This is a genomic window from Rhodococcus sp. PD04 (assembly GCF_035918275.1).
GTDB classification, from domain to species: domain Bacteria; phylum Actinomycetota; class Actinomycetes; order Mycobacteriales; family Mycobacteriaceae; genus Rhodococcus; species Rhodococcus rhodochrous.
On record NZ_CP142143.1, the window covers coordinates 4,724,197 to 4,750,253 of the forward strand.

The 26,057-nt window shown below is 67.6% G+C and carries 30 protein-coding genes; 9 read left to right on the forward strand and 21 right to left on the reverse strand.

Going from position 1 to position 26,057, the window contains the following annotated elements:
* Window positions 1–39: 39 nt before the first annotated feature.
* Window positions 40–441 (reverse strand): cobalamin B12-binding domain-containing protein, encoded by a 402-nt coding sequence (locus U9J23_RS21490; RefSeq protein ID WP_230790392.1) that lies wholly within the window; start codon window positions 439–441, stop codon window positions 40–42.
* A complete protein-coding gene (locus tag U9J23_RS21495; protein WP_326600331.1) occupies window positions 441–2,018 on the reverse strand; it encodes a methylmalonyl-CoA mutase family protein in 1,578 nt (525 codons plus the stop codon). Before U9J23_RS21495 ends, U9J23_RS21490 begins: the two co-directional genes overlap by 1 nt.
* Before the next feature lie 86 nt (window positions 2,019–2,104).
* Here U9J23_RS21495 and U9J23_RS21500 point away from each other — a divergent pair, with 86 nt between their 5' ends.
* A complete protein-coding gene (locus tag U9J23_RS21500) occupies window positions 2,105–2,938 on the forward strand; it encodes an SDR family oxidoreductase (RefSeq protein ID WP_059384006.1) in 834 nt (277 codons plus the stop codon).
* A 3-nt stretch (window positions 2,939–2,941) separates the two neighbouring features.
* Here the strand turns inward: U9J23_RS21500 and U9J23_RS21505 are convergent, their stop codons facing one another.
* The gene (locus U9J23_RS21505) at window positions 2,942–3,823 is read right to left on the reverse strand and encodes a DMT family transporter (protein WP_326600334.1); all 882 of its coding nucleotides are present in this window, start codon (window positions 3,821–3,823) and stop codon (window positions 2,942–2,944) included.
* Window positions 3,824–3,860: 37 nt separating this feature from the next.
* On the opposite strand from U9J23_RS21505, the gene U9J23_RS21510 reads away from it, so the two are divergent.
* Window positions 3,861–5,264 (forward strand): aminotransferase-like domain-containing protein, encoded by a 1,404-nt coding sequence (locus U9J23_RS21510; RefSeq protein ID WP_230790383.1) that lies wholly within the window; start codon window positions 3,861–3,863, stop codon window positions 5,262–5,264.
* Window positions 5,265–5,277: 13 nt separating this feature from the next.
* Here U9J23_RS21510 and U9J23_RS21515 read toward each other — a convergent pair whose 3' ends face one another.
* From U9J23_RS21515 to fgd, 3 genes are read right to left on the reverse strand one after another with little or no spacing between them, the layout of a single operon-like run.
* Entirely contained in the window at window positions 5,278–5,577 is a 300-nt protein-coding gene (locus U9J23_RS21515) for a WhiB family transcriptional regulator (RefSeq protein WP_326600337.1), read from the reverse strand.
* Window positions 5,578–5,580: 3 nt separating this feature from the next.
* On the reverse strand, window positions 5,581–7,233 hold the full coding sequence (gene pgi, locus U9J23_RS21520) for a glucose-6-phosphate isomerase (RefSeq protein ID WP_326600339.1): 1,653 nt from the start codon (window positions 7,231–7,233) through the stop codon (window positions 5,581–5,583).
* A 20-nt stretch (window positions 7,234–7,253) separates the two neighbouring features.
* Window positions 7,254–8,258: a glucose-6-phosphate dehydrogenase (coenzyme-F420) gene (gene fgd / locus U9J23_RS21525; protein WP_272269835.1), complete on the reverse strand. Its 1,005-nt coding sequence runs from the start codon at window positions 8,256–8,258 to the stop codon at window positions 7,254–7,256.
* 205 nt (window positions 8,259–8,463) lie between these two features.
* On the opposite strand from fgd, the gene U9J23_RS21530 reads away from it, so the two are divergent.
* Genes U9J23_RS21530 through U9J23_RS21540 form a run of 3 tightly spaced genes read left to right on the forward strand, consistent with a single transcriptional unit; the run spans window position 8,464 to window position 10,087 of the window.
* Entirely contained in the window at window positions 8,464–9,225 is a 762-nt protein-coding gene (locus U9J23_RS21530) for a DeoR/GlpR family DNA-binding transcription regulator (protein ID WP_059384708.1), read from the forward strand.
* Window positions 9,226–9,256: 31 nt separating this feature from the next.
* Entirely contained in the window at window positions 9,257–9,598 is a 342-nt protein-coding gene (locus U9J23_RS21535; protein WP_059384707.1) for an ArsR/SmtB family transcription factor, read from the forward strand.
* 3 nt (window positions 9,599–9,601) lie between these two features.
* Window positions 9,602–10,087, forward strand: a complete 486-nt coding sequence (locus U9J23_RS21540) for an SRPBCC family protein (protein ID WP_059384706.1) — start codon at window positions 9,602–9,604, stop codon at window positions 10,085–10,087.
* A gap of 137 nt (window positions 10,088–10,224) precedes the next feature.
* Here the strand turns inward: U9J23_RS21540 and U9J23_RS21545 are convergent, their stop codons facing one another.
* Together U9J23_RS21545 and U9J23_RS21550 are read right to left on the reverse strand one after the other, a co-directional pair.
* Window positions 10,225–11,166 carry a L,D-transpeptidase gene (locus U9J23_RS21545; protein WP_145690771.1) on the reverse strand — a complete coding sequence of 314 codons (942 nt, stop codon included), beginning with the start codon at window positions 11,164–11,166 and terminating at the stop codon, window positions 10,225–10,227.
* A gap of 211 nt (window positions 11,167–11,377) precedes the next feature.
* A complete protein-coding gene (locus U9J23_RS21550) occupies window positions 11,378–12,007 on the reverse strand; it encodes a hypothetical protein (RefSeq protein ID WP_272269829.1) in 630 nt (209 codons plus the stop codon).
* 140 nt (window positions 12,008–12,147) lie between these two features.
* On the opposite strand from U9J23_RS21550, the gene U9J23_RS21555 reads away from it, so the two are divergent.
* Window positions 12,148–13,485: a wax ester/triacylglycerol synthase domain-containing protein gene (locus U9J23_RS21555; protein ID WP_059384703.1), complete on the forward strand. Its 1,338-nt coding sequence runs from the start codon at window positions 12,148–12,150 to the stop codon at window positions 13,483–13,485.
* A 57-nt stretch (window positions 13,486–13,542) separates the two neighbouring features.
* Window positions 13,543–13,980, forward strand: coding sequence for a PaaI family thioesterase (locus tag U9J23_RS21560; protein WP_059384713.1), 438 nt, complete (start codon window positions 13,543–13,545; stop codon window positions 13,978–13,980).
* Between the two features lie 23 nt (window positions 13,981–14,003).
* On the opposite strand, the gene U9J23_RS21565 is transcribed toward U9J23_RS21560, so the two are convergent.
* From U9J23_RS21565 to U9J23_RS21620, 12 genes are all read right to left on the reverse strand, one after another.
* Window positions 14,004–14,699, reverse strand: coding sequence for a GAF and ANTAR domain-containing protein (locus tag U9J23_RS21565; RefSeq protein WP_059384712.1), 696 nt, complete (start codon window positions 14,697–14,699; stop codon window positions 14,004–14,006).
* A gap of 171 nt (window positions 14,700–14,870) precedes the next feature.
* Window positions 14,871–15,842, reverse strand: a complete 972-nt coding sequence (locus U9J23_RS21570) for an MsnO8 family LLM class oxidoreductase (RefSeq protein WP_085470150.1) — start codon at window positions 15,840–15,842, stop codon at window positions 14,871–14,873.
* Between the two features lie 48 nt (window positions 15,843–15,890).
* The gene (locus U9J23_RS21575) at window positions 15,891–16,202 is read right to left on the reverse strand and encodes a hypothetical protein (protein ID WP_228525410.1); all 312 of its coding nucleotides are present in this window, start codon (window positions 16,200–16,202) and stop codon (window positions 15,891–15,893) included.
* A gap of 158 nt (window positions 16,203–16,360) precedes the next feature.
* Window positions 16,361–16,675, reverse strand: coding sequence for a hypothetical protein (locus U9J23_RS21580; RefSeq protein WP_059384702.1), 315 nt, complete (start codon window positions 16,673–16,675; stop codon window positions 16,361–16,363).
* A 56-nt stretch (window positions 16,676–16,731) separates the two neighbouring features.
* Window positions 16,732–17,019 carry a hypothetical protein gene (locus U9J23_RS21585; RefSeq protein ID WP_326600352.1) on the reverse strand — a complete coding sequence of 96 codons (288 nt, stop codon included), beginning with the start codon at window positions 17,017–17,019 and terminating at the stop codon, window positions 16,732–16,734.
* A 42-nt stretch (window positions 17,020–17,061) separates the two neighbouring features.
* Complete coding sequence (locus U9J23_RS21590) at window positions 17,062–17,289, reverse strand: hypothetical protein (RefSeq protein WP_155418986.1); 228 nt, start codon at window positions 17,287–17,289, stop codon at window positions 17,062–17,064.
* Window positions 17,290–17,315: 26 nt separating this feature from the next.
* Window positions 17,316–18,995 (reverse strand): FAD-dependent oxidoreductase, encoded by a 1,680-nt coding sequence (locus tag U9J23_RS21595; protein WP_272269823.1) that lies wholly within the window; start codon window positions 18,993–18,995, stop codon window positions 17,316–17,318.
* 125 nt (window positions 18,996–19,120) lie between these two features.
* Window positions 19,121–19,345: a dodecin gene (locus U9J23_RS21600; protein ID WP_016694754.1), complete on the reverse strand. Its 225-nt coding sequence runs from the start codon at window positions 19,343–19,345 to the stop codon at window positions 19,121–19,123.
* A gap of 92 nt (window positions 19,346–19,437) precedes the next feature.
* Complete coding sequence (locus U9J23_RS21605; RefSeq protein ID WP_272269819.1) at window positions 19,438–20,697, reverse strand: serine hydrolase domain-containing protein; 1,260 nt, start codon at window positions 20,695–20,697, stop codon at window positions 19,438–19,440.
* A gap of 86 nt (window positions 20,698–20,783) precedes the next feature.
* Window positions 20,784–21,335: a DUF6764 family protein gene (locus U9J23_RS21610; RefSeq protein ID WP_231921766.1), complete on the reverse strand. Its 552-nt coding sequence runs from the start codon at window positions 21,333–21,335 to the stop codon at window positions 20,784–20,786.
* A 116-nt stretch (window positions 21,336–21,451) separates the two neighbouring features.
* Window positions 21,452–22,504, reverse strand: a complete 1,053-nt coding sequence (locus U9J23_RS21615) for a DNA polymerase domain-containing protein (RefSeq protein WP_059384696.1) — start codon at window positions 22,502–22,504, stop codon at window positions 21,452–21,454.
* Window position 22,505: 1 nt separating this feature from the next.
* A complete protein-coding gene (locus tag U9J23_RS21620) occupies window positions 22,506–23,570 on the reverse strand; it encodes an ATP-dependent DNA ligase (RefSeq protein WP_272269814.1) in 1,065 nt (354 codons plus the stop codon).
* Between the two features lie 58 nt (window positions 23,571–23,628).
* Between U9J23_RS21620 and lppU the strand changes: the two genes are divergently transcribed.
* Together lppU and U9J23_RS21630 are read left to right on the forward strand one after the other, a co-directional pair.
* The gene (gene lppU / locus U9J23_RS21625; protein WP_272269812.1) at window positions 23,629–24,213 is read left to right on the forward strand and encodes an LppU family putative lipoprotein; all 585 of its coding nucleotides are present in this window, start codon (window positions 23,629–23,631) and stop codon (window positions 24,211–24,213) included.
* Between the two features lie 107 nt (window positions 24,214–24,320).
* The gene (locus U9J23_RS21630) at window positions 24,321–25,100 is read left to right on the forward strand and encodes a 3'-5' exonuclease (RefSeq protein WP_283479891.1); all 780 of its coding nucleotides are present in this window, start codon (window positions 24,321–24,323) and stop codon (window positions 25,098–25,100) included.
* On the opposite strand, the gene U9J23_RS21635 is transcribed toward U9J23_RS21630, so the two are convergent.
* Complete coding sequence (locus tag U9J23_RS21635) at window positions 25,101–25,961, reverse strand: response regulator transcription factor (protein WP_272269809.1); 861 nt, start codon at window positions 25,959–25,961, stop codon at window positions 25,101–25,103. It lies immediately after the preceding gene.
* Between the last annotated feature and the right edge of the window lie 96 nt (window positions 25,962–26,057).

Sequence of the window (26,057 nt, forward strand, 5' to 3'; positions counted from 1 at the left end):
CCAGGTTCCCGAACTCGATGATGTGGGTGTGTACCGGGCTCAGGACGTCTCGGACGTCCCGGTGAGCTTGCGGATCTCGGTGACGAGCACGTCCAGCGGTGTGCTCGTGGGGAACACCGCCGCGGCACCGGCATCGAGCAGTTTCGGAACGTCGCCCTGGGGGATCGTTCCGCCGACGATGACGTCGATGTCGCCGGCGTCCGCCGCTCGCAGGCCTTCGACGACCTTCGTGGTGAGTGCGACGTGGGCACCCGACAGGATGCTCAGGCCGACCACCGCGACGTCCTCCTGCACGGCGATCGAGACGATGTCCTCGACCTTCTGGCGGATGCCGGTGTAGACAACCTCGAAACCGGCGTCGCGCAGGGCACGCGCGACGATCTTCGCACCGCGGTCGTGTCCGTCGAGTCCGGGCTTGGCGACAAGAATGCGGGCGGTCATCAGAACACCACCGGCTGCTGGAACTCGCCCCACACGTTCTTCAGCGCGGAGACCATCTCTCCCACCGTGCAATACGCGTTGGCGCAATCGATCAGGGCATGCATGAGGTTGTCGGTTCCTTCCGCTGCGCGGGACAGGGCCGCGAGTGTGGTGCGCACCGTGTCAGGGTCGCGTTCGGCCTTGACCTTCGCGAGTCGCTTCAGCTGCATCTCGCGGCCTTCGGCGTCGAGTTCGTAGGTGGAGATCTCGGGTTGCGGTTCGTCGGAGACGAACTTGTTCACACCGACCACCGGCCGGTCGCCGTTCTCGATCTCCTGGTGGATCTTGTAGGCCTCGTCGGCGATGAGGCCCTGCAGGTAGCCGTCCTCGATCGCACGGACCATGCCGCCGTGCTTCTCGAGATCGGCCATGATCTCGACGATGCGCTCCTCGGTCGCGTCGGTGAGCGCCTCGACGAAGTACGACCCACCGAGCGGGTCGGCGACGCGGGTCACGCCGGTCTCGTAGGCGAGGATCTGCTGCGTGCGCAACGCGAGGGTCGCCGATTCCTCACTGGGCAGGGCGAACGGTTCGTCCCAGGCGGCGGTGAACATCGACTGCACGCCGCCGAGCACCGACGCCATGGACTCGTAGGCGACGCGCACGAGATTGTTCTGCGCCTGCGGCGCATACAGCGAAGCGCCACCGGCGACGCATCCGAAGCGGAACATCGACGCCTTGTCGGTGGTGGCGCCGTAACGCTCGCGCACGATCGTCGCCCAACGGCGTCGTCCGGCACGGTATTTGGCGATCTCCTCGAAGAAGTCGCCGTGGGTGTAGAAGAAGAACGAGATCTGCGGGGCGAACTGGTCGATGGTCATCCGCCCGCGCTCGACCACCGTGTCGCAGTAGGTGACACCGTCGGCGAGGGTGAACGCCATCTCCTGCACCGCGTTCGCGCCGGCATCACGGAAGTGGGCGCCGGCCACCGAGATCGCGTTGAAGCGCGGCACTTCCGCGGCGCAGAACTCGATGGTGTCGGCGATGAGACGGAGCGACGGCTCGGGCGGCCAGATCCACGTGCCGCGGGAGGCGTACTCCTTGAGGATGTCGTTCTGGATGGTGCCGGTGAGCTTCTCGCGCGGCACCCCCTTCTTCTCCGCGGCGGCGACGTAGAAGGCGAGCAGGATCGCGGCGGTGCCGTTGATGGTGAAACTCGTGCTGATCTTGTCGAGCGGGATGCCGTCGAACAGCACCTCCGCATCGGCGAGCGTGTCGACGGCGACGCCGACGCGGCCCACCTCCTCACCGACCTCGGGGTCGTCGGAGTCGTAGCCGCACTGGGTCGGTAGATCCAGCGCGACCGACAGTCCGGTTCCGCCCTGCTCGAGCAGGTAGCGGTAGCGGCGGTTGGACTCCTCCGCAGTACCGAACCCGGAGTACTGACGAAACGTCCACAACCGGCCCCGATAGCCGTTGGGGAAGTTCCCGCGCGTGAAGGGAAAGCTTCCCGGCGCCGGCGGTTCGGCAGCGCGGTCGCCCGGCCCGTAGACAGGCTCGAGCGGGATACCCGACGAGGTTTCTGCGAAGTCGTTCACGCCGGATACATTACTTGCAGAAAAAGAGAATGCCAATATCATTGCGGAGAACAGAGCTGGACAATCGAAGGCGACCAGGGAGAACGATGTCGAGTCAGAATGCCCTCAGCGACCGCACCATGGTCATCTCCGGCGCGAGCCGCGGTATCGGACTGGCCATCGCGGTCGCCGCCGCCCGTCGGGGCGCGAACGTGGTGCTCCTGGCGAAGACCGCCGAACCCCACCCCAAACTGAAGGGGACGGTGCACACCGCCGTCGCCGACATCGAGGCCGCCGGCGGCAAAGCTGTCGCGGTGGTGGGCGACGTCCGGAAGGAGGACGATGTCCAGCGGGCCGTCGACACAGCGCTCGAACGGTTCGGCGGCGTGGACATCTGCGTCAACAACGCCAGCGCCATCGCCACCGAACCCACCGAATCCCTCTCGGTGAAGAAGTACGACCTGATGCAGGAGATCAACTGCCGCGGAACGTTCCTGCTCTCCAAGGCGGCGCTGCCGCACCTGCGGGAGTCGCCCAACCCGCACATCCTCACCATCGCCCCGCCGGTCAACATGAACCCGCACTGGCTCGGCGTGCACCCCTCGTACACGCTGTCGAAGTACGGAATGTCGCTGCTCACTCTGGGATTCGCGGCCGAATACGCCGACGCGGGCGTCGCGGCGAACTGCCTGTGGCCCGAGACCTACATCGCGACCTCCGCCGTGGCCAACACCCCCGACGGTGAAGCGCTGCTCGCCGCCTCCCGCAGCCCGGAGATCATGGCCGACGCCGCGGTCGAGATCCTCTCGCGACCGGCGAAGGAGACCACTGGGCAGTGCTTCGTCGACGCCGACGTCCTGGCCGAGGCCGGGGTAACGGACCTGTCGCGGTACGGCGGCGGCGACAACCCGCGCTGGGACTTCTTCCTCGACAAGGACTGACGTTCAGTTCCGACGGACGCGGACGGCGGTGCCGGCACACAGCACGACGACGGCACCGCCCGCCACCACCGCCCAGGTCAACGGTTCTCCCAGCAGCCAGGCGGCCCAGCCGACCGTCATGATCGGCTGGGTCAGTTGCACCTGCCCGACCCGCGCCATCGGCCCGATCGCCAGGCCTCGGTACCACGCGAAGAACCCGAGGAACATGCTGACGATACCGAGATACGCGAACGACGCCCAGTGCGTCACCCCGCCCTGCGGCAGTCCGTCGGCGAACGAGACGAGGGTGAGCGTCACCATCAGTGGCGACCCCAGCACCAGCGCCCACGAGATCGTCTGCCACGCACCGATCTCCCGCGACAGCAGTCCGCCTTCCGCGTAGCCGAACGCCGCGGCGACCACCGCACCGAGCAACAGCAGATCGGCTCGACCGAATCCTGCGACACCTCCGCCACGCAGGCCCGCGAAGGCCATGACGGCGACCGTCCCCGCACCCGCAGCCACCCAGAACGGAATCGGCGGCCGTTCGTGGTCCCGCAGCACCGCGACCACCGCGGTCGCGGCGGGAAGGATCGCGATGACGATCGCGCTGTGGTTCGCCGGTGCCGTGGTCAGGGCGTACGAGGTGAGCATCGGAAATCCGATCACTACTCCACCCGTGACGACGGCGATCCTGCACCATTGATGTCCGTTCGGGAGTCGTTGTCCCGTGAGGGCAAGTGCGAGAGCGGCGAGGACCGCCGCGACGACCGCGCGGCCGGCGGCAACGAACAGCGGTGACATCGCTCCACTTTCGACGGCGATGCGGGTGAGCGGCACGGTCAGGGAGAAACCTGCGACGCCGAGCAGACCCCAGGCGAGCCCGCGAGGATCGGGCGATAGCACTGGCCGGTCGGATACGATAGCGCTACTCTTTGCTCTCATGTCGAACAGTAGCAGTTCCCAGCTCGTTGCGGAACTGACCCGATGGGTCGCCACCGCCGCACCCGGCGCCCGGTTGCCGTCGACGAGGTCGCTCGTCGCGCAGTACGGCGTCAGCCCCGTCACGGTGCAGAAGGCACTGAAGACACTCCAGACCCGAGGTCTCGTGGAGAGCCGCACGGGAGTCGGCACCTTCGTCCGTCAGATCCGCACGTCGAACACGATCGATCACAGTTGGCAGACGGAAGCGCTCGGAACGGCACCGCCGCTCCCCCGTGCCTCCGCCGCCCTGCGCACCGTGCCGAACGACGTGATCACGCTCCACTCCGGCTACCCCGATCGCACATTGCTCCCCGAACGCCTTGTCCGCGGAGCATATTCACGCGCGTCCCGCAGCGATGCCGCCGTCGGACGGACACCGGCGGCGGGACTTCCCGAACTGCAGGCGTGGTTCGCCGCGGAACTGGCGGAAGCGACGAATGCGCGCACCGCTCCGCCGTCCGCGGGGGACGTGATCATCACCCCCGGCAGCCAGAGCGGACTCGGGTCGATCTTCCGCGCGCTCGTCGGCGCCGGCAATCCCCTCGTCGTGGAGTCACCGACCTATTGGGGTGCGATCCTCGCGGCCACGAAGGCGGGTGTGCAGCTCGTCCCGGTTTCCAGCGGACCCAACGGACCCGATCCCGACGAACTGGCCCGCGCCTTCGACCGGACCCGGGCGCGCGCCTTCTACGCGCAACCGAACTTCGCGAATCCCAGCGGGGCGCAATGGTCGTCGTCGACCGGTGATCGGGTCCTCGACGTCGTGCGCGATGCGGGAGCATTCGTCATCGAGGACGACTGGGCCCACGACTTCGGGATCTCGACCGAGTCCGTTCCGCTCTTCGCACGCGACGACTCCGGCCACGTCGTCTACGTCCGCTCGCTGACCAAGAGTGTCGCGCCGTCGGTGCGGGTCGCGGCGATCGTCGCGCGAGGACCCGCTCGCGAACGCATCCTCGCCGACGTGCAGGCCGAATCCGTCTATGTGAGCGGCGTTCTCCAGACGGTCGCGCTCGACGTCGTCACCCAGCCGGCATGGCAGACCCATCTGCGAGCCGTGCGTCGCGAGCTCGAATCGCGTCGTAACCTCCTCGCGAGCGAACTTCGCGAGCTTGCACCGGATGTGGCTGTCGACGGGCTGCCACCCGGTGGTCTGAACCTGTGGGGCAGGCTCCCGGACGACGTCGACGCCGAGGTCGTAGCGCGCGAGTGCGAGGCTGCCGGGGTGCTCGTCGCGGCGGGCGGCGAATGGTTCCCGGCGGAGCCCACCGGTCAGTACCTCCGGCTCAACTTCGCAGGACCGAATCCCGCGGCCTTCCGGGAGGCCGCCCGGGTCATCGGGCGGGTCGTCTCCGGCGGGTGAGGACGGGCGGTCATCACCGGCTCGTGCGGCGCCGGCGGGCCCTTCGCACCCGGGTGCGTTCGTCCTCCGTGAGCCCACCCCAGATCCCGTAGCGTTCACCGGAATCGAGAGCGTACTGAAGGCACTTCTCCCGCACCGGACAACGAGCGCAGACCTTCTTGGCCGAGGCCATGCGGTTCTCTCTCGCGTCGCCCCGCTCGTTGTCCGGGTGGAAGAACAACGAGCCGTCCGCGTCGCGACAAGCCGCGCCCATCTGCCAATCCCATTCCTCGGCAACGGGAGGCGGCAGATAGAGCAACTTCAGCGCGGGCATGTCCTATCTCCCTCCGTCGCGCAGGGTGCGGTAGACCTCGATCAGGTGGTCGGTCGAGGCGTCGCCGGTATCGGGGGTCTCATCACCCGCGAGCACCGCCTGCAGCGCGGTGGCCTGGGTCTTGCCGAGTTCGACACCCCACTGATCGAACGAGTCGATCCCCCAGATCACCCCTTGGACGAAGGTCTGGTGCTCGTAGAACGCGATGATCTGCCCCACCACCGACGGGGTCAGTTCGGGGGCGAGGATCGTCGTCGACGGCCGATCCCCGGGCATCACCTTGTGCGCCACCAACGCCTCGTCGACCCCTTCGGCACGAACCTCGCCGGCATCACGCCCGAACGCGAGGACCTTGGCCTGGGCGAACATGTTCGCCAGCAACAACACCTGCATGCTGGTCTGCCCGTCGCGGGCCGGTAGATCATCGCCGCTACGGGCCAGGCCGAGAAAGTCGACGGGGACGATCTCGGTGCCCTGGTGCAGCAACTGGAAGAAGGCATGCTGACCGTTGGTACCCGGCTCGCCCCAGAACACCTCCCCGGTCGGACACACCACCGCGGTGCCGTCGGCGCGCACGGACTTGCCGTTCGATTCCATGGTCAGTTGCTGCAGATAGGCCGGCAACCGCGCCAGATCCTGCGCATAGGGCACCACCGCCCGCGACCGGTGGCCGAGGACGCTCGCATTCCACACCCCGATCAACCCCGCCAACAACGGTGCGTTCTGTGCCGGGTCGGCGGTGGCGAAGTGGGTGTCGATGGCGTGCATACCGGCGAGGAACTCACCGAACCGGGCCTTGCCGATGGCGCACATCACCGCCAGCCCGATCGCCGAACCGACCGAATAACGCCCACCGACCCAGTCCCAGAACTCGAACATGTTCGCCGGGTCGACGCCGAACTCGACCACCCGCTCCGTATGCGTCGAGACGGCGACGAAATGCTGGGCGACGGCGTCTTCGCCGAGGGCGTCGACGAGCCAGCGGCGGGCGGCGGTGGCGTTGGAGAGGGTTTCGAGGGTGGAGAACGTCTTCGACGCGACGATGAACAAGGTGGTGGCCGGGTCCAGATCGGCCAGCGCCGCGGTCAGATCCGCCGGGTCGACGTTGGAGACGAACCGCGCCGCCGGCCCGTCGTGGAAACGCCGCAGCGCGCGGGTGACCATCGCCGGGCCGAGATCGGAGCCGCCGATGCCGATGTTGACCACCGTGGCGATCGGCTCGCCGGTGGCGCCGCGCCAGTCGCCGCTGCGGAGGCGGTCGGTGAACTCGCCCATCCGGTCGAGCACCGTGTGGACATCGGCGACGACATCGACCCCGTCCACGACCAGCTCCGCGTCGCGGGGCAGGCGCAGGGCGGTGTGCAGCACCGCGCGGTCCTCGGTGACGTTGATGTGCGCACCCGAGAACATCGCCTCGCTGGCCGCGGCCACACCCGTCTGCTCCGCCAGCTGCAGGAGCAGTTCGAGAGTGCGACCGGTGAGACGCTGTTTGCTGAAGTCGACCACCAGATCCCCGGCGTGCGCGGTCAACGCCTGCGCCCGCTGCGGCTCGATCGCAAACAACTCCCGCAGGGACACCGCGGCGATCTCGTCCCGGTGGGCATCGAGGGCTCGCCAGGCCTTCGTGGTCGTCACATCCCGTGTTTCCGTATCCATGTTTCTGCCAACGCCTTTCGTCACGCCAGTGCGCGCAGGCGGGGGGCGAGGTCGCGTTCGAACAGTTCCAGGAACCGCTTCTGATCATGACCCGGCGCGTGGAACACCAGATGATTCAATCCCGCGTCGACATACGCCTTGACCTGCTCGACCGCCTCATCCGGATCCGACGCCACGATCCACCGCTTGGCCACCTGCTCGATCGGCAACGCATCGGCGGCCGCCTCCATCTCCATCGGATCGTCGATGGAATGCTTCTGCTCCGGCGTCAGCGACAACGGCGCCCAGAACCGGGTGTTCTCCAGCGCCTTGTCCGGGTCGGTGTCGTACGAGATCTTGATCTCGATCATCTTGTCGATCTGCGCCACATCCCGCTCCGCCTTCCCCGCGCCCTCGGCCACGGCCGGGAGCAGTTTGTCGGTGTAGAGCTCCATGCCCTTCCCCGAGGTGCAGATGAACCCGTCCCCGGCGCGTCCGGCATACCGCGCGACGACCGGACCGCCCGCGGCGACGTAGACCGGGATGCCGTCCTCGGGCACGTCGTAGATCGACGCCCCCTTCGTCGTGTAGTACTCGCCCTCGAAATCGACCCGATCGCCGCGCCACAGCTCGCGCATCAACCGCACCGACTCCCGCAACCGCGCGAAGCGTTCCTTGAACTCCGGCCACTGGCCCGCATAACCGGTGGCGATCTCGTTCAGCGCCTCCCCGGTACCCACCCCGAGGAAGATCCGCCCCGGATACAGACACCCCATCGTCGCGAAAGCCTGCGCGATCACCGCCGGGTTGTACCGGAACGTCGGGGTCAGCACGCTCGTGCCCAGCTGCAACCGCTCGGTGCGCTCACCGACGGCGGTCATCCACGCCAACGAGAACGGCGCATGCCCACCGTTGTGCCGCCACGGCTGGAAATGATCCGACACCGTCGCCGAATCCATCCCGTGCGCCTCGGCCAACACACCCAACTCCACCAACTCGCGCGGGCCGAACTGCTCCGCCGACGCCTTGTATCCCAACTTCAGCATTACCGTGCAACCTCCGAACAACGTGGTGCCAGCGAAACGATCACGCACTATCGCGCAAATCCTGCACGAAATCATGCACACTGAGCGCAGACAGTGTCAATATCCACGCAAAGGTGTGTCGCCCGTGCGTTATGGTCGTGCACCGACCCCGACCACGGCGTCCGAGTACCCAGAAATTCGAGTGCCCAGAGCCCTAGGAGCAACCGTGTCCGCGACCGCACGGCGACGTGAGATCTTCCACCGAATCCTCGCCGACGGATATGTCGATGCGAAGACCCTCTCGGCCGATCTCGGCGTCGATGCGTCCACGATCCGTCGCGATCTCGATTCGCTCGCCCGCGAAGGGAAAGTCGAGCGCACACACGGGGGCGCCCGAGCGGTCGAGGGCGCGGGTCACGAGGTGCCGTACGCCCTCAAGAAGGACGTGCGCCGCGAGGAGAAGGCGGCGATCGCGGCGGTAGCGGCCGCCATGGTGTCCGACGGCGACAGCGTGGTGCTCGACAGCGGTTCCACGACCTACGAGGTGGCCGTGGCACTGCGCCACAAGGCGTCGCTGACGATCCTCACGAACGACCTGCGTATCGCGAAGTATGTTGCGGCATTTCCCGACGTCCGGCTTCTCGTGTCCGGAGGCGAGCTCCTCGGTTCGGTGTACACCCTGGTCGGCGACCACGCCGTGCAGTTCCTCTCGGACTACTCCGCCGACTGGGCGTTCCTCGGCGCCGACGCCGTGCACCCCACCGCCGGCATCACCAACACCAACACGCTGGAGATCCCGATCAAGCGAGCGATGATCCGGTCGGCCGAGAAGGCGATCGTCGTGACGGATCATTCGAAGTTCGGAGAGCGCGCACTCGCCCGCGTGGCGACTCTCGACGAGATCACCTCCATCGTCACCGACGACGGTCTCGACGAGGAGCATCGCGCAGCCTACGGCGACCGACTCGTCATCGCTCCGAAGTCTTGACATACAACCATTCGGTTGTACATTTGGAGATGTGAGCGGAGACGACGAGGACCGGGCCGATGCCCTGTTCCACGCGCTCTCCGACCGGACCCGTCGCGACATCATGCGACGCGTCCTGGCCGAGGACCACTCGGTGTCCGCTCTCGCAGCGAACTACGACATGTCCTTCGCTGCAGTGCAGAAACACGTCGCCGTGCTGGAGAAGGCCGGTCTGCTCGTGAAGCGACGCAGCGGTCGCGAGCAGTTGGCCAGTGGTGACGTGACGGCAGTGCGGTCGGTGGCGTCCATGCTCACCGAGCTGGAGCAGGTCTGGCGCGGTCGCATCGCGCGCATCGACGAACTCATCGCATTCGAATCCCCCGAGGAAGGCTGAGAAATGCCTGTAACCGACGTCCGGCACGACTCCGACACATTGACTCTGACCATCACCGCCGAGTTCGCCGCCCCGGTGGCTCGCATCTGGCAGGTCTACGCCGATCCCCGTCAGCTGGAGAAGATCTGGGGACCCCCGACCTTCCCCGCGACGGTGGTCGACCACGATCTGAAGCCCGGCACCCGCACCACCTACTTCATGACCGGCCCCGACGGCGAGAAGTACGCCGGCTACTGGGACATCACGGCCGTCGACGAACCGACGAGTTTCTCGTTCGCGGACGGTTTCGCAGAGCCGGACTTCACCCCGAAGCCGGAGCTGCCCGTCTCACGCAACGTCTACAACTTCGAGGAGTTCGAAGGCGGCACGCGAGCAACCTATGTCAGCACCTACCAGAGCGCCGAAGCACTCCAGCAGGTACTGGACATGGGTGCGGTCGAGGGTGCCTCGTCCGCGATCAACCAGATCGACGACCTGGTGGCTGCCTAACAGCACCGAAAGGCCGACGCCCCCTGCCCTTTCCGGACGAGACGAACCGGAGAGCAGGGGGCGTCGGAAAGCTTGCTGGCAGTATGACGGAGATCGGGTCGTGCGACGGAGGTCAGAGATTCAGTCGCCCAACGGAATCAGAGATTCCAGTCGCCGAGACCGTCCCAGCCGTTGAGGGTTCCGCCGGCGGTGTTCTGCACGATCACCGGGTCGCCCTTCTTGGCGTTCTCGTAGAACCACTTGCCGTCCTCGGTGCTCACATTGAGGCAACCGTGGCTGACGTTGGTGTTGCCCTGCGCGCCGACCGACCACGGGGCGGCGTGGAGGAAGATGCCGCTGTTGGACATCCGCGTCGCGTACTCGACGTAGGTGCGGTATCCCTCGGGGCTGTCGACGGGAACTCCGTAGGTCGACGAGTCCATGTACATGTCGCGGTACTTCTCACCGACGATGTACGTGCCGTTCGGGGTGTCGTGACCGGGCTTGCCGAAGGACGTCGGCATGGTGCGGACGACCTCGCCGTTGCGGGTGACGGTGATGGTCTTGGTGTTGTTGTCGGCGACCGTCACCAGAGCGTCGCCGATGGTGAACGACGACTGCGCGTCGCCGGCCTTCACCGTGACCGCGGTGTTCGCGGGCCAGAACTCGAACGGCTTCCAGCGGACCTGCGTGTTCGACGCCCAGTAGAAGTGCCCGTCGACAGGCGGCTGCGTGGTGATGCGGATGGCGCGCTCGGCGGCCGCGCGATCCTCGATCGCCTCGTTGAACCGGATGATGATCGGCTGCGCGACACCCACCGTCTCCCCGTTCGACGGATTGACGGCCGGAGCGGAGAACGGCGCGGCCGGCTCGGGAACGAGCTGGGGCGGAAGCTGCGGCGGCGTCACCCCGGGCGGCGTGAGTCCTTCGATCAGCTCCTGGACGCTCGGCACCTCGGGCCCACCGGGCCACAGCGGTGCCGCGCTCGCAGGACCTGCGGTGGCCAGTGCCACGGCGGCTGCGCCCACGAGTGCAGCACCGATCCGCGCAGATCGGCGGCCCGTGCGGCGACGGTTCGACAAAGCTCGCTTTTCGAACATTCCACAACCCATCGTTCAGCGGTGCGCCGCGCCTTATTTCCCCTGCGCGGCGTGCTCGTACCCGTTCATTAGATACAGGACGGTTACGGACGGGCAATTCGAATGCGGCCCGTTTCGATATCTCCGCAGGTCAGCGGCCTCAGTGGTGTATTACGAATGCAGACGCCTGCGGCGCGGGTGAACGGATTTCACCCGCGCCGCGAACCGACGGTCACACCATTTCCGGGACGTCCAGGTGGGCGATGGCGAGCTCGAACTCACCGGTATCGAGGACCCTGGCGCCTGCCGCCCGAGTCACCTCGGAGCGGATACCGTCGACATGCGCTCTGGTGCGGTCCATCGCTTCGGCGCTGTCGAACGTCAACGACGTCACTCCGCGACCGCCGGCGCGGTCCAGCATCAGGCTGGCGCTGCAGAAACCCTCGAGTTCCTCCATCCTGGGCAGCGCGGCCATCTTCCACATGTCCACACCGCGATCCACCTGGGCGGGATCGATCTCGACCCAGGTGACACTGCAGCAGGACCCGCGGGTCGCGTGGTGGTCGCGGTGCATCACCGCGATCTCCCAATTGGCGACGTCCGTGGTGGCATGGAACATCCGGGCCGCCTCGTCCCGGAGCATGCGTGCCATGCCTTCGCTGGAGCGCAGCACGTCCCCGTCCCGCCAGGAGCTGGTGGCGATGCATCGGCCCGAGCCGCGGTCGATCAGCAGGGACAGCCCCAGGCAACCGTCGATGTCCGCCAGGGCAGGCATCACGATGTCGCGTACGTGCTTGATCCCGGCGTCGATATACGACGGATGCGCATGAATTGTGGTGGAGCGTGCAAACACGATCGGCACCCCTCTCCTCAGGGCGGCGCCAACACGGCGTCGCCGGTCGTTTCGGCGCGACCCCCCACCCGAAACCACCCGTGTTCACACTGCTCCCCTACTCGGCCGTAGGCAATAGACGACCGGTCTGCGTCTGCCATCCTCGAAGGGTGGCGGCATCGAGCGGTATCGACCGCATCGGTCCCGGCGACCTGACCGAACTCGTCTCGGACGTGGGACGGGCACCTCTGAATGTCGGTGCTGCGATCTTCTTCGCCGGTGAGAACCTGCGTGATCCGACGACACTGATGGCGGTGCTCACCGAACGACTCGTCGGGATCCGCCGGCTGCGGCAATGCCTGATCGAACCGGCGCTCGGGCTCGGACGTCCCTACTGGATCGACGACGACCACTTCGACGTCGATGCCCATCTCTCGCAGGTGCGATGCCCCGACCCCGGCGACAGGGACGCCGCACTGACGCTCGCCGTGGACGCGGTCACCCGTCCACTGTCTCGATCCCGACCGTTGTGGCGCGCGGTTCTCGTCACCGACATCGCGGACCCGAACGGGCACACGGCGTTGGTGATGGTGCTGCACCACGTCCTGGCCGACGGGATCGGCGGTCTGGCGATCCTGGCGCATCTCGTCGACGGCATGGACAGCACGCCGTCCATGCGCGAACAGCGCACATCCGGGCAACCGAGTGCGCGAGAACTTCTCTACGACAACGTGATCGGCCGCCTGCACACGCTCCGCCGGGCACCGCGAGCCGTCGCACGACTTCCTGCCGCATGGGCGGAACTCGGGCGAGGCGCCGGCGGACGTGCCCCGCGTTGCTCGCTCAACGCGCCCACCGGTGTTCGTCGTGCGGTCGGGACCGTCGAGGTGGAGCTGGGCACCGTCCGCCGAGCGGGACGCCGATGGGACGCGACGGTCGACGACGTGCTGCTGGTCGCGGTCGGTGGTGCCCTCGGCACGATTCTGCACGGGCGCGGCGAGTTCCCGCCCGACCTGGTGATCTCGGTACCGGTCTCCGCCCGCACCGTCGACACGAGTGGGCAGCTGGGTAATCGCGTCGGTGTCATGCCCGTCCGGGTACCGCTGGACGGGACCCCGGAGGGCCGGCTGGTATCCGTCTCCCGCGCCACCCGGCTACAGAAGACGAACGTGCGGGGGTTGTCCGCCGAGCTGCTGGGTCCGGTCTTCCGCGCGCTCGCGGCCGCGGGGATGTTCCGTCGGTTCGTGGACCGGCAACGTCGGGTCAATTCTTTCCTGTCCGACCTGCCGGGACCGTCGTCGACGATCGCCGTGGCCGACGCACCCGTCACGTCGATCGTGCCGTTGATCGTCAGCACGGGGAACGTCGCTGTCGCCTTCGCCGCACTGTCGTATGCCGGCACGCTGACGGTCGCGGTCGTCGTCGATCCCGACGTCGCCCCCGAGGTCCGTGACCTCACGGAGGCCGTGCGAGAACAGTTCCGCTCGATCGTTGCCTCCGCACAGTGACCGCGGGTCGCTCCGATGTGGCGGTCGGGAAGCGAGGATCGGGGTACCTTGCTGGGCATGTCGGAGGAGATCGCCGAGATCCGTACCCTCGCCGATGCCCGGAAGGTGTTGGCATCGCAGCCGTTCAGCGTCCTGCTCGGAGCTCGTCTGACCGAATACGAGCGCGGCCGGGCGGTACTGGAGATACCTTTCAGGGAGGAACTGCTCCAGCAGTTCGGTTTCGCGCACGGCGGGGTTCTGGCCTATGCGGCCGACAATGCGCTCACGTTCGCCGCAGGCACGGCCCTCGGACCCTCGATCGTGACGACCGGCATGAGTCTCGACTACCTGCGGCCCGCCGGGGGCACGCTCCTACGCGCGGTCGCCACCGTCGTCAGCAACAGTCGCAGGCAGGCGTTGTGTCGTTGCGAGATCTACGCCCTCGCGGAGGACGGCGTGGAGAAACTGTGTGCCGCAGCGCAGGGAAGCGCTCGCGTGATCGACCTGAACGGGTGAACGACGGAACCACCGCATGAAGGTCAGTCGGGTTGGGGTCCGAGTTCGACGATGCGGGCGGCGATCGTCGCTACCGGCACATTCGATTCCTGCGACAAGGCGACCATCATCGCGAAGGCACGATCGGCGTCCACGGCGAAGCGTTCCATGAGCATGCCCTTGGCCTGGCCTATGAGATCCCGAGATGCGATCGCCGAGTGCAATTGCATCTGCCGACGACCCGAGACGAATGCGATCGCGGCGTGGGCTGCGAGCACCTCCCCGATGTGAATCGCGGCCTCGTCGAAGGCATTTGCTTCGGAGGAGAACAAGTTCAGAGCTCCGGCCTGCATGTCGTGGGTGTAGAGCCGGAACGACACGACGCTGCGTACCCCGGCTTCGACGGCTGCAGGGGTGAACATGGGCCAGCGCGACTCGGTGGCCAGATCGTCACTGCGGGTGAACACCGTGTCGACAGCGGAATCGACGCACGGCCCTTCCCCGACCCGGGCCTGCAATGCATCGATCTGTGGCGGCAACTGTGACGTCGCTGCGTGCGATTCGAACTTTCCGCGACCGGTGATGACGAGGACGTCGGCGCTGTCGGTGCCGGGAATCAGTTCCACGGCGGCGGTCGTGATCCGTTGCAGAGTCGTGTCGAGATCCGTACCCGCACCGTCGAAGGACCGCGCGAGCTCGGCCATCGTGCGGCTCAGACGGTCGGGGTTCAGGTCGGACATGAGGCACACCTTCCGAAAGGTCGGTGCGCTCGTCGGCGGCACCGATGACAGTAGAAGCATCGGCACCGTCACAGCGACACCGAGGTACGGGACCACCAGCCTATCCGCGTGATCGGTCCGGACAAGGGCTCAGCGGCACATGCAGAGACGCTCAATACCTCGATACGGCGTTCAGCCGAGGCCGAAGATCCTGGCCAGGCGCATATCGGAGTCGTACAAAGCGTCGGTGTCGAAGGTGGAGGCGGAACTGAGCACCTCGTTCGCGCCGGTGGAGGCGATCAGCTTCTCGAGCCCCTCGGCCACCTGATCCTCGGTTCCGGCCAGCGAACCCTTTGCGGTCTCGTCGACGATGCGGCGCCGACGCTCGGTCATCGGCTGCCGGCGGATCTCCTCGACCGGGGACAGCGGCGGGAACGCACCCGCTTCGCGCGAGACGGCCATCGCCCAGGCCTCCGGAAGCTGCAACTCCCGAGCTTCGGCTTCGGTGTCGGCGATGAGGATGTCGAGCCCGACGACCACATAGGGCTCCGCGCCGGGTGTGCCCGGGCGGAAGTCGGCGCGATAACGGTCGAACGGTTCCGATCCCTGCCGCAGAAGAGGCCCGGCGACGACGACGGGCAACCCGAGACGCGCTGCCAGTCGCATGCCCTGCCGCGTGCCGAGGACGAAGATCGGAGGTGGCTCGGACAGTCGAGGGCGCACCGTCAGTTCGGCGGTGCCGTGTAGATAGCCGCGCAGTTCCTCGATGTCGGCGGCGAAGTCGTCCGCGTCGGCCTTGTGGGTACGCAGCGCATCGCGCACGGGTGCGGTGAATCCGAGGGAACGACCGACACCCAGATCGATCCGCCCCGGGTGCATCGCTTCGAGCATCGCGAACTGTTCGGCGACGACGATCGGTTGGTGATTGGGCAACATCACCCCACCCGATCCCACCCGGATCCGGCTCGTCCGATCCGCGATCGCACCGATGAGCAGCGGCGGAGCGCCCGACGCGATGCCCGGTACGGCGTGGTGTTCGGCCACCCAGAAGCGGTGGTAACCGGCCTCCTCGGCGAGTTCGGCGCGACGCAGGGTCTGGCGCAATGCGGCAGCGTCCGGCTGCCCCTCCCGGGTCCGGGAGCGGTCCAGCAACGACAACGCCACCTGCACGGTCGTCTCAACACCGCGACCGTCGCGGATCTTCCCTGCAGGTCAGGGATCCTCGGGTCCCCAAGCACGTCCGGCTGCGATCCAGTCCCCGTGGAAGTGGAGTTGCCCGTGCTCCGAGGCCTTCTGCGCCGCGGCGACACCGTGCGCATCGGCGACGTACAGCAGGAGGTTGGCAATGGCGTTTCCGACAGCGACGACCTGGTCGCGGGCATCGCTCGCTCGGATCGCCACCTCGGCGAGTGCGCGCCCGGCACCGATAGCCCCCGCCAGGGACTGGTGCTGGAGCTGGGTGCAGCCGGGACGACCGCAGGACAGACACAGGTCCGATACGTGATCACCCGTCGGAGTCCTCATGTCATTTCCTGCCGAAACATAAAGCCAATTATGTCCGATTTCGTTTCGGTGCCGAATGGGAGGTGCCGACGCGCTCGACAATTCCACTCCGAGCGGCGAGCCGAGACAGCCTGCACACGGCATGGAAATGCACCGCTCTGCGCGTAATGACTTGCGAGTCAGCGCAATTCGACGTTCATCATTTCGGTACGAGCGACCGTGCGATCACGCTCGTCGGCAAGAGCGAGACGACGCTCGTCGTTCATGTAGCCGTCCAGCGCGTCCTGCGATTCGAAGGTGAAGAATTGGATTTCGCGGGGTCGGCCCTCGGGGCCGTCGGTGACGGACCGCTGCACAGCACCGTCGGTGACGCCCCGCTGCACGACGCGACCACCGTGGTCGCCGACGAGCCGGAGGACCGCGTCCTCGTACGCGCTCATCGCCTCATCCATACCGGGCTTCGCCCACAACAGGACACACAGTGAGATCGCCATGGCGGCACGCTACCCGACCCGACGCCGCATCCCACTCGGCGTCCCGGACGAACTGTTCACGGCCGCGGGTTCTTCCGGGTCCACCGTGGCCGGTCGCTGCGGGTGGCCGCCGTGCAGCGACGACACGGGACGACTCCGTGCTCGCCCAGTTCCGCCAGGTACAGCGCGTCGCTCCACGGCACGTGCGGAAAGCGATCGAGGCGGGCGCGGGAGAGTTGCACCCCGCACAGGGTCTGATTGGTGCCGGGCGTCCATGCGTGGGTGTCGCCGGACGGGTAGCGGATCCCGTCGGTATCGGTCCATCGGACCGACGCAGCGACCGCCGGGCTGGTGTGCTGAGCCATGGGTCCGGATTCCCGCTACCGGACGGGATCACGCCCTCGTCCCTACGGCTCCTTCGACTCGCTGTCGCTGTCGCTGTCGTGGGAGGTGCGCGGCACGTTCAGCACGATGGTGCCGTTGGGGTCGGTCGGGAACGGTTCCACCTCGACCACCAACGAACTCTCCGGGGCGTCCGGTTCGACGTCGAACGGATCGTCCCAGGTGCGTCCCACCAGGTCCAGAGCTCCGATGTTCTCCACCGCGCGCCCCAGCCGGGCCCGACGACTCCTCACAGACTCCCCCTTCGGCGACCGGCGGCTCACGATTCGATACGGGATGCTGCGAGCATCTCCTCGATCGAGACGAACTTCAGGCGCGAGCGTCCCACCGCCGAACCGCGGGCCTTCTCCTGCTTGTCGATCTGCAACCAGCCCCGGTAATCGATGTGCTCCGGGCGCCGCTCGGCCACCAAGGTGGCGAGCTTCTCCCGATCGGCGACCGGCTCGGGCAGCTTGCCCTCGACGAAATCGTCGAGGATCTTCTCGACGGTTTCGGCCGAGCACTGCTTGTTGGTGCCGATCACCCCACTCGGACCGCGCTTGATCCAGCCGGCGGTGTAGACACCGGGCACGGGCGTTCCGGTCTCGGCGTCGATCACCCGGCCGCAGTCGTTCGGGATGACCCCGCGCCGCTCGTCGAAAGGCAGCCCGGCCAGCGCGGTGCCGCGGTAGCCGATCGAGCGCAGCACCAATCCCGCTTCGAGGGTTTCGGTCTGCCCGGTCGGGCGGGCCTCGAGACGGCCGTCGACCTCGACGAGTTCGTTGCGTTCGAGCGTGATCGACTCGACCACACCGTCGCCGGAGATCTCCACCGGCGAGGCGAGAAAGCGCAGCACGATCCGCTTGTTGCCCTCGGTGGGGGTGCGCTGCGCAAAGCCCTCGACCTGCCGCACCTTCAGCGCCAGGCGGGGTTCGACCTCCGGATCGTCGATCAGCGCGCGGCTGACCGGATCGAGTTCGACCTCGACCGGATCGACGACCACGTCGACGCCGGGCAGCGAGCCGAGCGCGAGCAACTCCGGGTTGGTGTAGGCGGCCTGCGCCGGGCCGCGCCGGCCCACCACCACGACCTCACGGATGTTCGAGGTGCGCAACGCCTCGAGCGCGTGCTCGGCGATGTCGGTGTGGGCCAGATCGTCCGGGTCCATCACCAGCGCCCGCGCCACATCCAGGGCGACGTTGCCGTTGCCGATGATCACTGCGCGCTCGGCCGACAGGTCGAAGGTGCGGTCGGCGAAATCCGGGTGCCCGTTGTACCAGGCCACGAACTCCGTCGCGGCGTGCGAACCCGCGAGGTCTTCACCGGGGATGTTCAGCCTGCGGTCGCCCGCCGCGCCGACGGCGTAGATCACCGCGTGGTGGTGGGCGAGCAGTTCCTCGTGGGTGATGTGGGTGCCGACCTCGACGTTGAAATAGCACTGGGTGTTCTTGTGGCCGATGGCGCTGCGGAAGACGTCGCCGACCCCCTTGGTGCTCTGGTGATCGGGGGCCACCCCGGCCCGCACGAGCCCGTAGGGGGTGGGCAGACGATCGAAGATGTCGACCTGCACCGCCGAGTGCGTCACCAGATCCATCGCCGCGTAACAGGCGGCCGGACCGGACCCGACGATCGCGACCCGCAGGGTGCCCAGCTCGGCGGGCAGCTTGCGGCGCGTGCGCAGTTCCGGCCAGTCCGGTCCGATCGGGTACCGCCGGTAGTACTCGGCGTTGATCTCGAGGTAGGGCTCCTGCGCCGGGGTCAGTTCGTTGTCGGCGGCGATCGCATCGACCGGGCACTCGTCGACGCATGCCCCGCAGTCGATGCACGTGTCCGGATCGATGTACAGCATCTCCGTCGTGGCGAAGGGTGCTTCGTCGGGCGTCGGGTGGATGCAGTTGACCGGGCAGACCTCGACACAGGAGACGTCGTTGCAACACGCCTGGGTGATTACATAAGCCACAGTTGTACCTGCCTACAGTGCCGATTCCGGACAACGAACGGGCCTCAGACTAGTACACGTTCCAGTTTCGGTCGAGAACCACGTTCTCGAAATAATATCATCGGATTTCCGGCTGCCGAAGCGCGTCAGATGTCCGTTTCGGTGCTCGACTCGATACGGAAACCGATCTTGAGCGTGACCTGCGTATGGGCCACCCGGCCGTCGTCGATGTGACCCCGGATGTTGACCGTCTCGAACCACTCGAGATGCCGTGTGGTCTCCGCTGCTCGCGCCACCGCTTTCGCGATCGCGTCGTCGACTCCCGTCGTCGACGATCCGACGACCTCGATCACCCGGTAGACATGGTTCATGGCTGAACTCCTCGAATCGGCGATGCTCCGATTCGGATCGTCCCGCCCCCGAGCGACCCCCGTCCCCGGAACCACGAAAATGACAGGAAGATTCAGGCACGACGCGCGAGCGACCGGGCGAGTTCGCCCAGACGCGCCAGACGCAGGTCCCCGAGCGGGATCGCGCCGGCGCCGAGCCGGTTGGTGACGAAGGCGAGCGACAGGCCGGTGTCGAGATCGGCGTACGCCCCCGAACCGCCCACTCCGTAGTGCCCGAGCGCACCGCGCGGGCGCTGGATGCTGGCGAAGATGGGCTGGTGGTAGCCGAGCCGCCACGCCATCGGCACCCCGAGCACGTAGTCCCGGCTGCGCACCCGCACGCGCGACATCTCGTCGATCGTGGTGGCGTCGAGGAACTTCACGCCGTCGATCGTCCCGCCGGCGGCGATCGCCCCGTACATACGCGCGAGCGAGCGGGCGGTGAACACACCGTTCCAGCCCGGCATCACCGAGTCGTGCACGGCCGGGTCGCCGACGAGCCGGTCGAAGCCGTCGGGCATTGCAGCTTCGGCGAGACCGCGGGTCGGTTCGAGTCGCGACAGCACCGCGGCGCTCGCACCCCAGTGCAGTCCGACCGGAGCGAGTCGTGGGAACAGCTTCGCGATGCGGCCCCGCTCGTCGTGCGGCACGCGGTACCAGAAGTCGGGATCGCCGAGGGGCCGAGCGATCTCCTGCTCCACGACCTCCACGAAGGGCAGGCCGGTCACCCGCTGCACGAGTTCGGCGACGAGCCATCCGTAGGTGACGGCGTGATAACCCGATCCGCGCCGACGCCGGCGATCCGGCACCGCCTGCTCGAGTGCCGCGACGGTCGCGTCGTAGTCGAGGATCCCGCGCGTCCCCGGAACCAGGCCGCGCACCCGGTGCAGGCCGGATCGGTGGGTCATGATGTCCGCGACGGTGATGCCTTCCTTGCCGTTCGCGGCGAACTCCGGCCAGTACTGCGCGACGGGCGCGAAGTAGTCGATCACTCCACGCTCGGCCAGACGGTGCACGACGGTCGACGCCACGCCCTTACCGGTCGAGAACGACAACGCCATGGTGTCGCGGCTCCACCGGCGGTCGGGAGCCGACCAGCCGGACCAGATGTCGAGGACCTTCTCGCCGTGGAGATAGGCAGTGAGTGCGCCGCCGCCGTCCCGGGGACGCTTGTACAGCGAGAAGAACGCGTCGGCCAGGCGCAGGAATCGCGGATCGACGACCATCTCGGTGGGCGCCGCCGGACCCGGCCGGGCGTCGATCTGCCCGGGGACGTGCACCGGCGCGAACGACGCTGTCGCCCCGGCAGGTTCGAAGACTGCTCCGGTCGTCATGTGCGACAGGCTACGACGACACGGAACGTAAAGGAAGAGTTTACGTACAGTCTGTTTGTCGACGATCCCGCCGAGACGCGCCGAATCTACGGCAGGAGCGACGGCGGTGTCTGCGCGCCGGGAGTGAAGTACCGGAAGTCACCCAGCACGACGCACCCGCGTACGGCCTCGACATCGAACGCGGCCGCCGCCGTGCCCTCGCACAACACCGGATCGTCGGCGTCGCCCACATAGGCCTGCGACTGCGGACCCGCAGCGACGACCGCCGTGCCCGGACTTTCGAGTACACCGAGCGCCAGGGCCTGCGCGCCCACACCGATCGCGAACAGCCGTCCCGACGTGCTCTCCCCGGCGCCGACACCACCGTCGAATCCGGCGGCCACCACCTGTGCGGCGCCGCGCGCATCGGCGAATCCCACGCCCCGCTCGCCGTAACTCCACGCCTCGGCGGTGCCGTCGGTGGACGCGCCGCACGCTTCGTCGCCGTCGATCTGCACGACCTCGGCCGGGGCACCCGGCGGTGCCGTGCAGGTCGTGGCCGCGGACGCGGTCTGAGGAACCAGGAATCCGGCACCGATGGCAGCAGCGAACGCTGCTCCGACGCCGAGAACCCGACCGGACGCCCACGAGCGAATCACGACATCGACCTTTCCGAACCTCATGCGACTGTTTTCTCGGACAGTTTATGGACTCACGCTGCGGGAGGTCTCATAGTCGAGGTCACGACAGGGACGCGATTCCCCGAACGTTCCGGTCACGCGTCCTTCGCCCGGTCGGTGTCGCGGGACGGTTGGACTCGTTTCGGCTCCCCCGGCATCTTCGGGTGATTGGGTGGGTACGGCAGGTCGCCGAGACCGTCCGCCGCGTCCCGCTCGGCCATCTCGAGCAGGACGTCCAGCGAGTGCGCGTGTGCGTCGAGATCCGCCATCGGATCGCCGCGCTTCGCCAGCAGATCCGGCACCGTGGCGATCGTGAAGTCGTCGGGTTCGGCGTCGACCAGTTCGTCCCAGGTCAGCGGGGTCGAGACGGTCGCGATCGGGGTGCGGCGGACCGAGTAGGCCGATGCGATCGTCTTGTCGCGCGCGTTCTGGTTGTAGTCGAGGAAGAGCCGCTCCCCGCGTTCCTCCTTCCACCACGCCGTCGTCGCCCGCCCGTCGCTGCGCCGCTCGATCTCACGCATGAGCGCGATCCCGGCGCGACGGACGCCGACGAAATCCCATTCGGGCACGATCCGCAGATAGACGTGGAGTCCCCGACCACCGGACGTCTTGGGATATCCGGTGAGGCCCAGTTCGTCGAGGAGCGGGCGCACGACCTCCAGCGCCACGGCCCGCGCGTCGCCGAAGTCGGTTCCCGGTTGCGGGTCGAGGTCGATGCGCAGTTCGTCGGGGCGGTCGGTGTCGCCGCACCGCACCGGCCACGGATGGAAGGTCACGCACCCGAGGTTCGCCGCCCACACCACGTCGGCGGCCGAACACACACGCAGCGCATCGGCGGTACGTCCCGACGGGAACGTGATCTCGCAGGTCGCCACGTGGTCGGGTCGCTTGACCGGTGCCCGCTTCTGATAGATCTCCTCCCCCTCGATGCCGTCGGGGAAGCGCTGCAGATGCGTCGGCCGATCGCGCAGAGCCGTCAGGATCGGGGCGTCGAACTCGGTGGCGATCCTGCGGTAGTACTCCACGAGGTGCCGCTTCGTGCCACCCTCGGCGCCGAGCTGCGGGAAGTAGATCTTGTCGGGATTCGACAACCGCACGGGCGTGCCGTCGACGTCCAACTCCTCCGCGGGCGAACGCTTCGCGGCCATGTCAGTCCTCCGTCCGGTCGAGCACATCCGACAGGTCGTAGCGCACCGGCACCTCCAGTTGGTCGAACGTGCAGCTCTCGGGGTCGCGGTCGGGACGCCACCGCAGGAACTTCGCTGCGTGCCGGAACCGCATCCCCGCTCCCGACACACCTTCCATCTGGTCGTACGCGACCTCCACGACACGTTCGGGACGCAACGGCACCCAGCTGCGATCCACCGCCGAACGCCACCGCGTCGGTTCACCCTGCTCGACGACGTCGTCCCCGAGTCGCAGCGGCTGCAGTTCGGCGAGCAGTTCCTCGCGTCGCTCCCGCGTGAACGCCGAGGCTCCGCCGACCATCGCGAGTTCGCCGTCGTGATAGAGCCCGAGCAACAGCGACCCGATGCCCTCGACGCTCTTGTGCATGCGATAGCCCATCAGGACGCAGTCGGCGGTGCGGGCGTGCTTGAGTTTGAGCATCTCCCGCTTGTCGGGCACATAGAGCCCGTCGAGTCGCTTGGCGATCACGCCGTCGAGGCCGGCGCCTTCGAACTCCTCGAACCAGTGGCGGGCGGTATCGGTGTCGGTCGTGGCCACCGTGACATGGCAGCTCTTGCCCCCGCCGATCTCGGATCGCAGCCGCGCGCGCCGCTCTGCGAACGGGGTCTCCATGAGGTTCTCGTCGCCGAGAGCGAGCAGATCGAAACCGACGAACACGGCCGGTGTCTGCTCGGCGAGCATCGTGACCCGGCTGGCGGCCGGGTGGATCCGCTCGGACAGTGCCTGCCAGTCGAGTCGGGTGCGACCGTCGTGTTCGCGCGGGACGACGATCTCCCCGTCGACCACGCACCTGCGGGGCAGTTCGGCGCGTGCGGCGTCGGCGAGTTCCGGGAAGTAGCGCACGAGGTCCTTGCCTCCGCGCGAACCGAGAACCACCTCGTCGCCGTCGCGGAAGACGATCGCCCGGAAGCCGTCCCATTTGGGTTCGTAGGACCACTCGTCGGGACCGTTCTCGGGTTGGGAGGGGACTGTGGAGGAGACCTTGGCGAGCATCGGGGCGAGCGGCGGCACCACAGGCAGGTCCATGCGGCACATCGTTCCACCCCGTACGGGTACCGGCAGCACTTCCGTAGGCTCTTCGACCATGAACATTCTCCGAGGGGCGGCCGGTGCCGCGATGGCGTTGGCGGCAGCAGGGGTGCTCGGAGGATGCGCGACCCATGTCGAAGGGCAGGCCGTGCCCGCCGCGAACGCCCTGGACACGTCCACGGCGCCGTCCTTCTCGCTACCCACGACGACCCCGTCGGCGTCGTCGTCGACCGAGTTGAGCGTCGACGTCGCAGCCGGCGAATGCGTCGCGCTCGGCGGCACCGTCGACGACGCGACCATCGACTACGCGGTGTGCGGCAGCCCGAGCTCGAATTACAAGGTCGTCGACGTCGTCGATGCCAGTGCCATGTGCCCCGGCGACATCGACCAGACCTACTACGAGTCGTTCGGCGGCATCGAGGTCGGGGCGCTGTGTCTCGACATCGACTGGGTCGTGGGGGACTGCATCGACCTCGGTGGCGAGGACCCGCAGCGCATCGACTGCGGTGAGCCCGCCGTCCAGGGCGAGGAGGTCACCGAGATCCTGCTCGACACCTCCGACGTGAACGACTGCTCGACGTCCGAGGGTGGCTTCGTGTACCGGGAACGCAACTTCGTGGTCTGCACCGACACCATCTGAGGTTCTCTCCTCGTGCGGATGCCCGTCGCCGCCGCGACGGAGCATGTCGGTGCCTCCCGCAACAATGCGTTCGACAGATCATCATCCGACGGACGCGAGGACAGAACATGACGCACTGGCCGGACAGACCGATCTGCGCGTTCGATCTCGAGACCACCGACCGGGATCCCCGCAACGCCCGCATCGTCACGGCCTGCGTCGCAACCTTCGACGGCGACCGCATCGACACACGCTCGTGGCTGCTCGACCCGGGTATCGCGATACCCGAGGAGACCACCGCGATCCACGGCATCACCACCGCCCACGCCCGCGCCGAAGGACTCGACTATCTCGAGGGATACAAGCAGATCCGGCAGGCCGTGAGCGACGCATGGGCGCGCGGCCACATCGTCGTCGCATTCAACGCCAGCTACGACCTGACGGTTCTCGACGCCGAAGGACGCCGGCTCGGTCTGACGGGGCTCGACATCGGCACGGTCGTCGACCCGTACGTCATCGACCGGGAGATGGACCGCAGCCGGCCCGGCAGGCGCACACTGCAGGCGGTGTGCGAGGCGTACGGGGTGTCGCTGCCGAACCCGCACGAGGCCGAGGCCGACGCGCTCGCGGCCGGCCACCTGACCCGCGCGCTCGTGGCGAGATTTCCCGAGCTCGCCGAACTCGACATCATGGCCGATCAGGCCGCCTGGCACGCCGAACGTCAACGCAGTTTCGCCGAGTACCTGCGCGGGCTCGGTCGCGAGGTCGTCGACGTCGACGACAGCTGGCCGGTCCGGCTTCCTGCCCCGGTGGGCACCGATGTCCTCGAGCGTCCCGCGACCGAGACGAGGTTCCGGCGCGCGCTGCGCGCGGTCCGCGAGTTCTTCCGGCGACTCCGCCGGGGTTGATCAGGGAAGCAGTCCCTGCCGGCGCGCTTCGACCACGGCTTCGTGCCTGCTGCGCGCGTCGAGTTTGTCCATGGCGTTGCGCAGATAGGTCTTGACCGTCTCCACGCTCAGCGACAACCTGTCGGCGATCTCCGCGTTGCGGCAGCCCAGCGCCACATGGCTCAGCACGTCGTGCTCGCGCGCGGTCAGATGTGTCCGCGGGTGCGATGCGCCGTCGCGCGCCCGGGTCAAGGTCTCCTCGACCGTTCGTACCTGTTCCCTGATCGATGGATCATCGGTCCGGGCCGCGATCGCCCGCAACGCGACGAGACTTTCCGTCAGCGCTTCGGAGACGGAGGCAGGCACGGTGGCGCCGTGCGCGGCCCGCGTGTTCCCGATCAGCGACACGCGACGGTCCACCTCGTCGCGGATCTCGATCTCCCGCGCGAGCTCCGCGGCCGACCGCACGACCTTCTCCGCCACGACGTCGCCGATGGGCCGATTGACCCTCAGCCCGCCGTAGATCGCCGCCCGGGTGCGTCCGCGCACCACGACCGGCACGGCGAGCAACGACTCGATTCCCTCACCGGCGACCTGCCGGTCGTAGTGGTGGGTGATGTGCGGGGAGGTGAAGTAGTCGGCGACCGCGCCGGGACGTTGTTCGACGACCACCCGCCCGCCGAGTCCGCGTTCGGCGGCGATCACCAGATTGCGCAGGACACGACCGCGCGTTCCGACGAATCCGGACAGGACGACGTCCGAGCCCTGCACCGCGCCACCGAAGAGCACTGGCAGTTCCGTCGTCGCCTTGAGGTCGCGCAGCGTGGCGCGGAGGGTGTCGAGATCGTCGGGACGCAGCACACCCGGCACAGCGACATCCATCGATTGCTCCTGCTCTTCCCTCCGAACACCCACTTTCGAGGGTAGAGGGGCCAGTTCCACGATTCGTAACCTGCACATCGTCTGGTGTTGCGACGA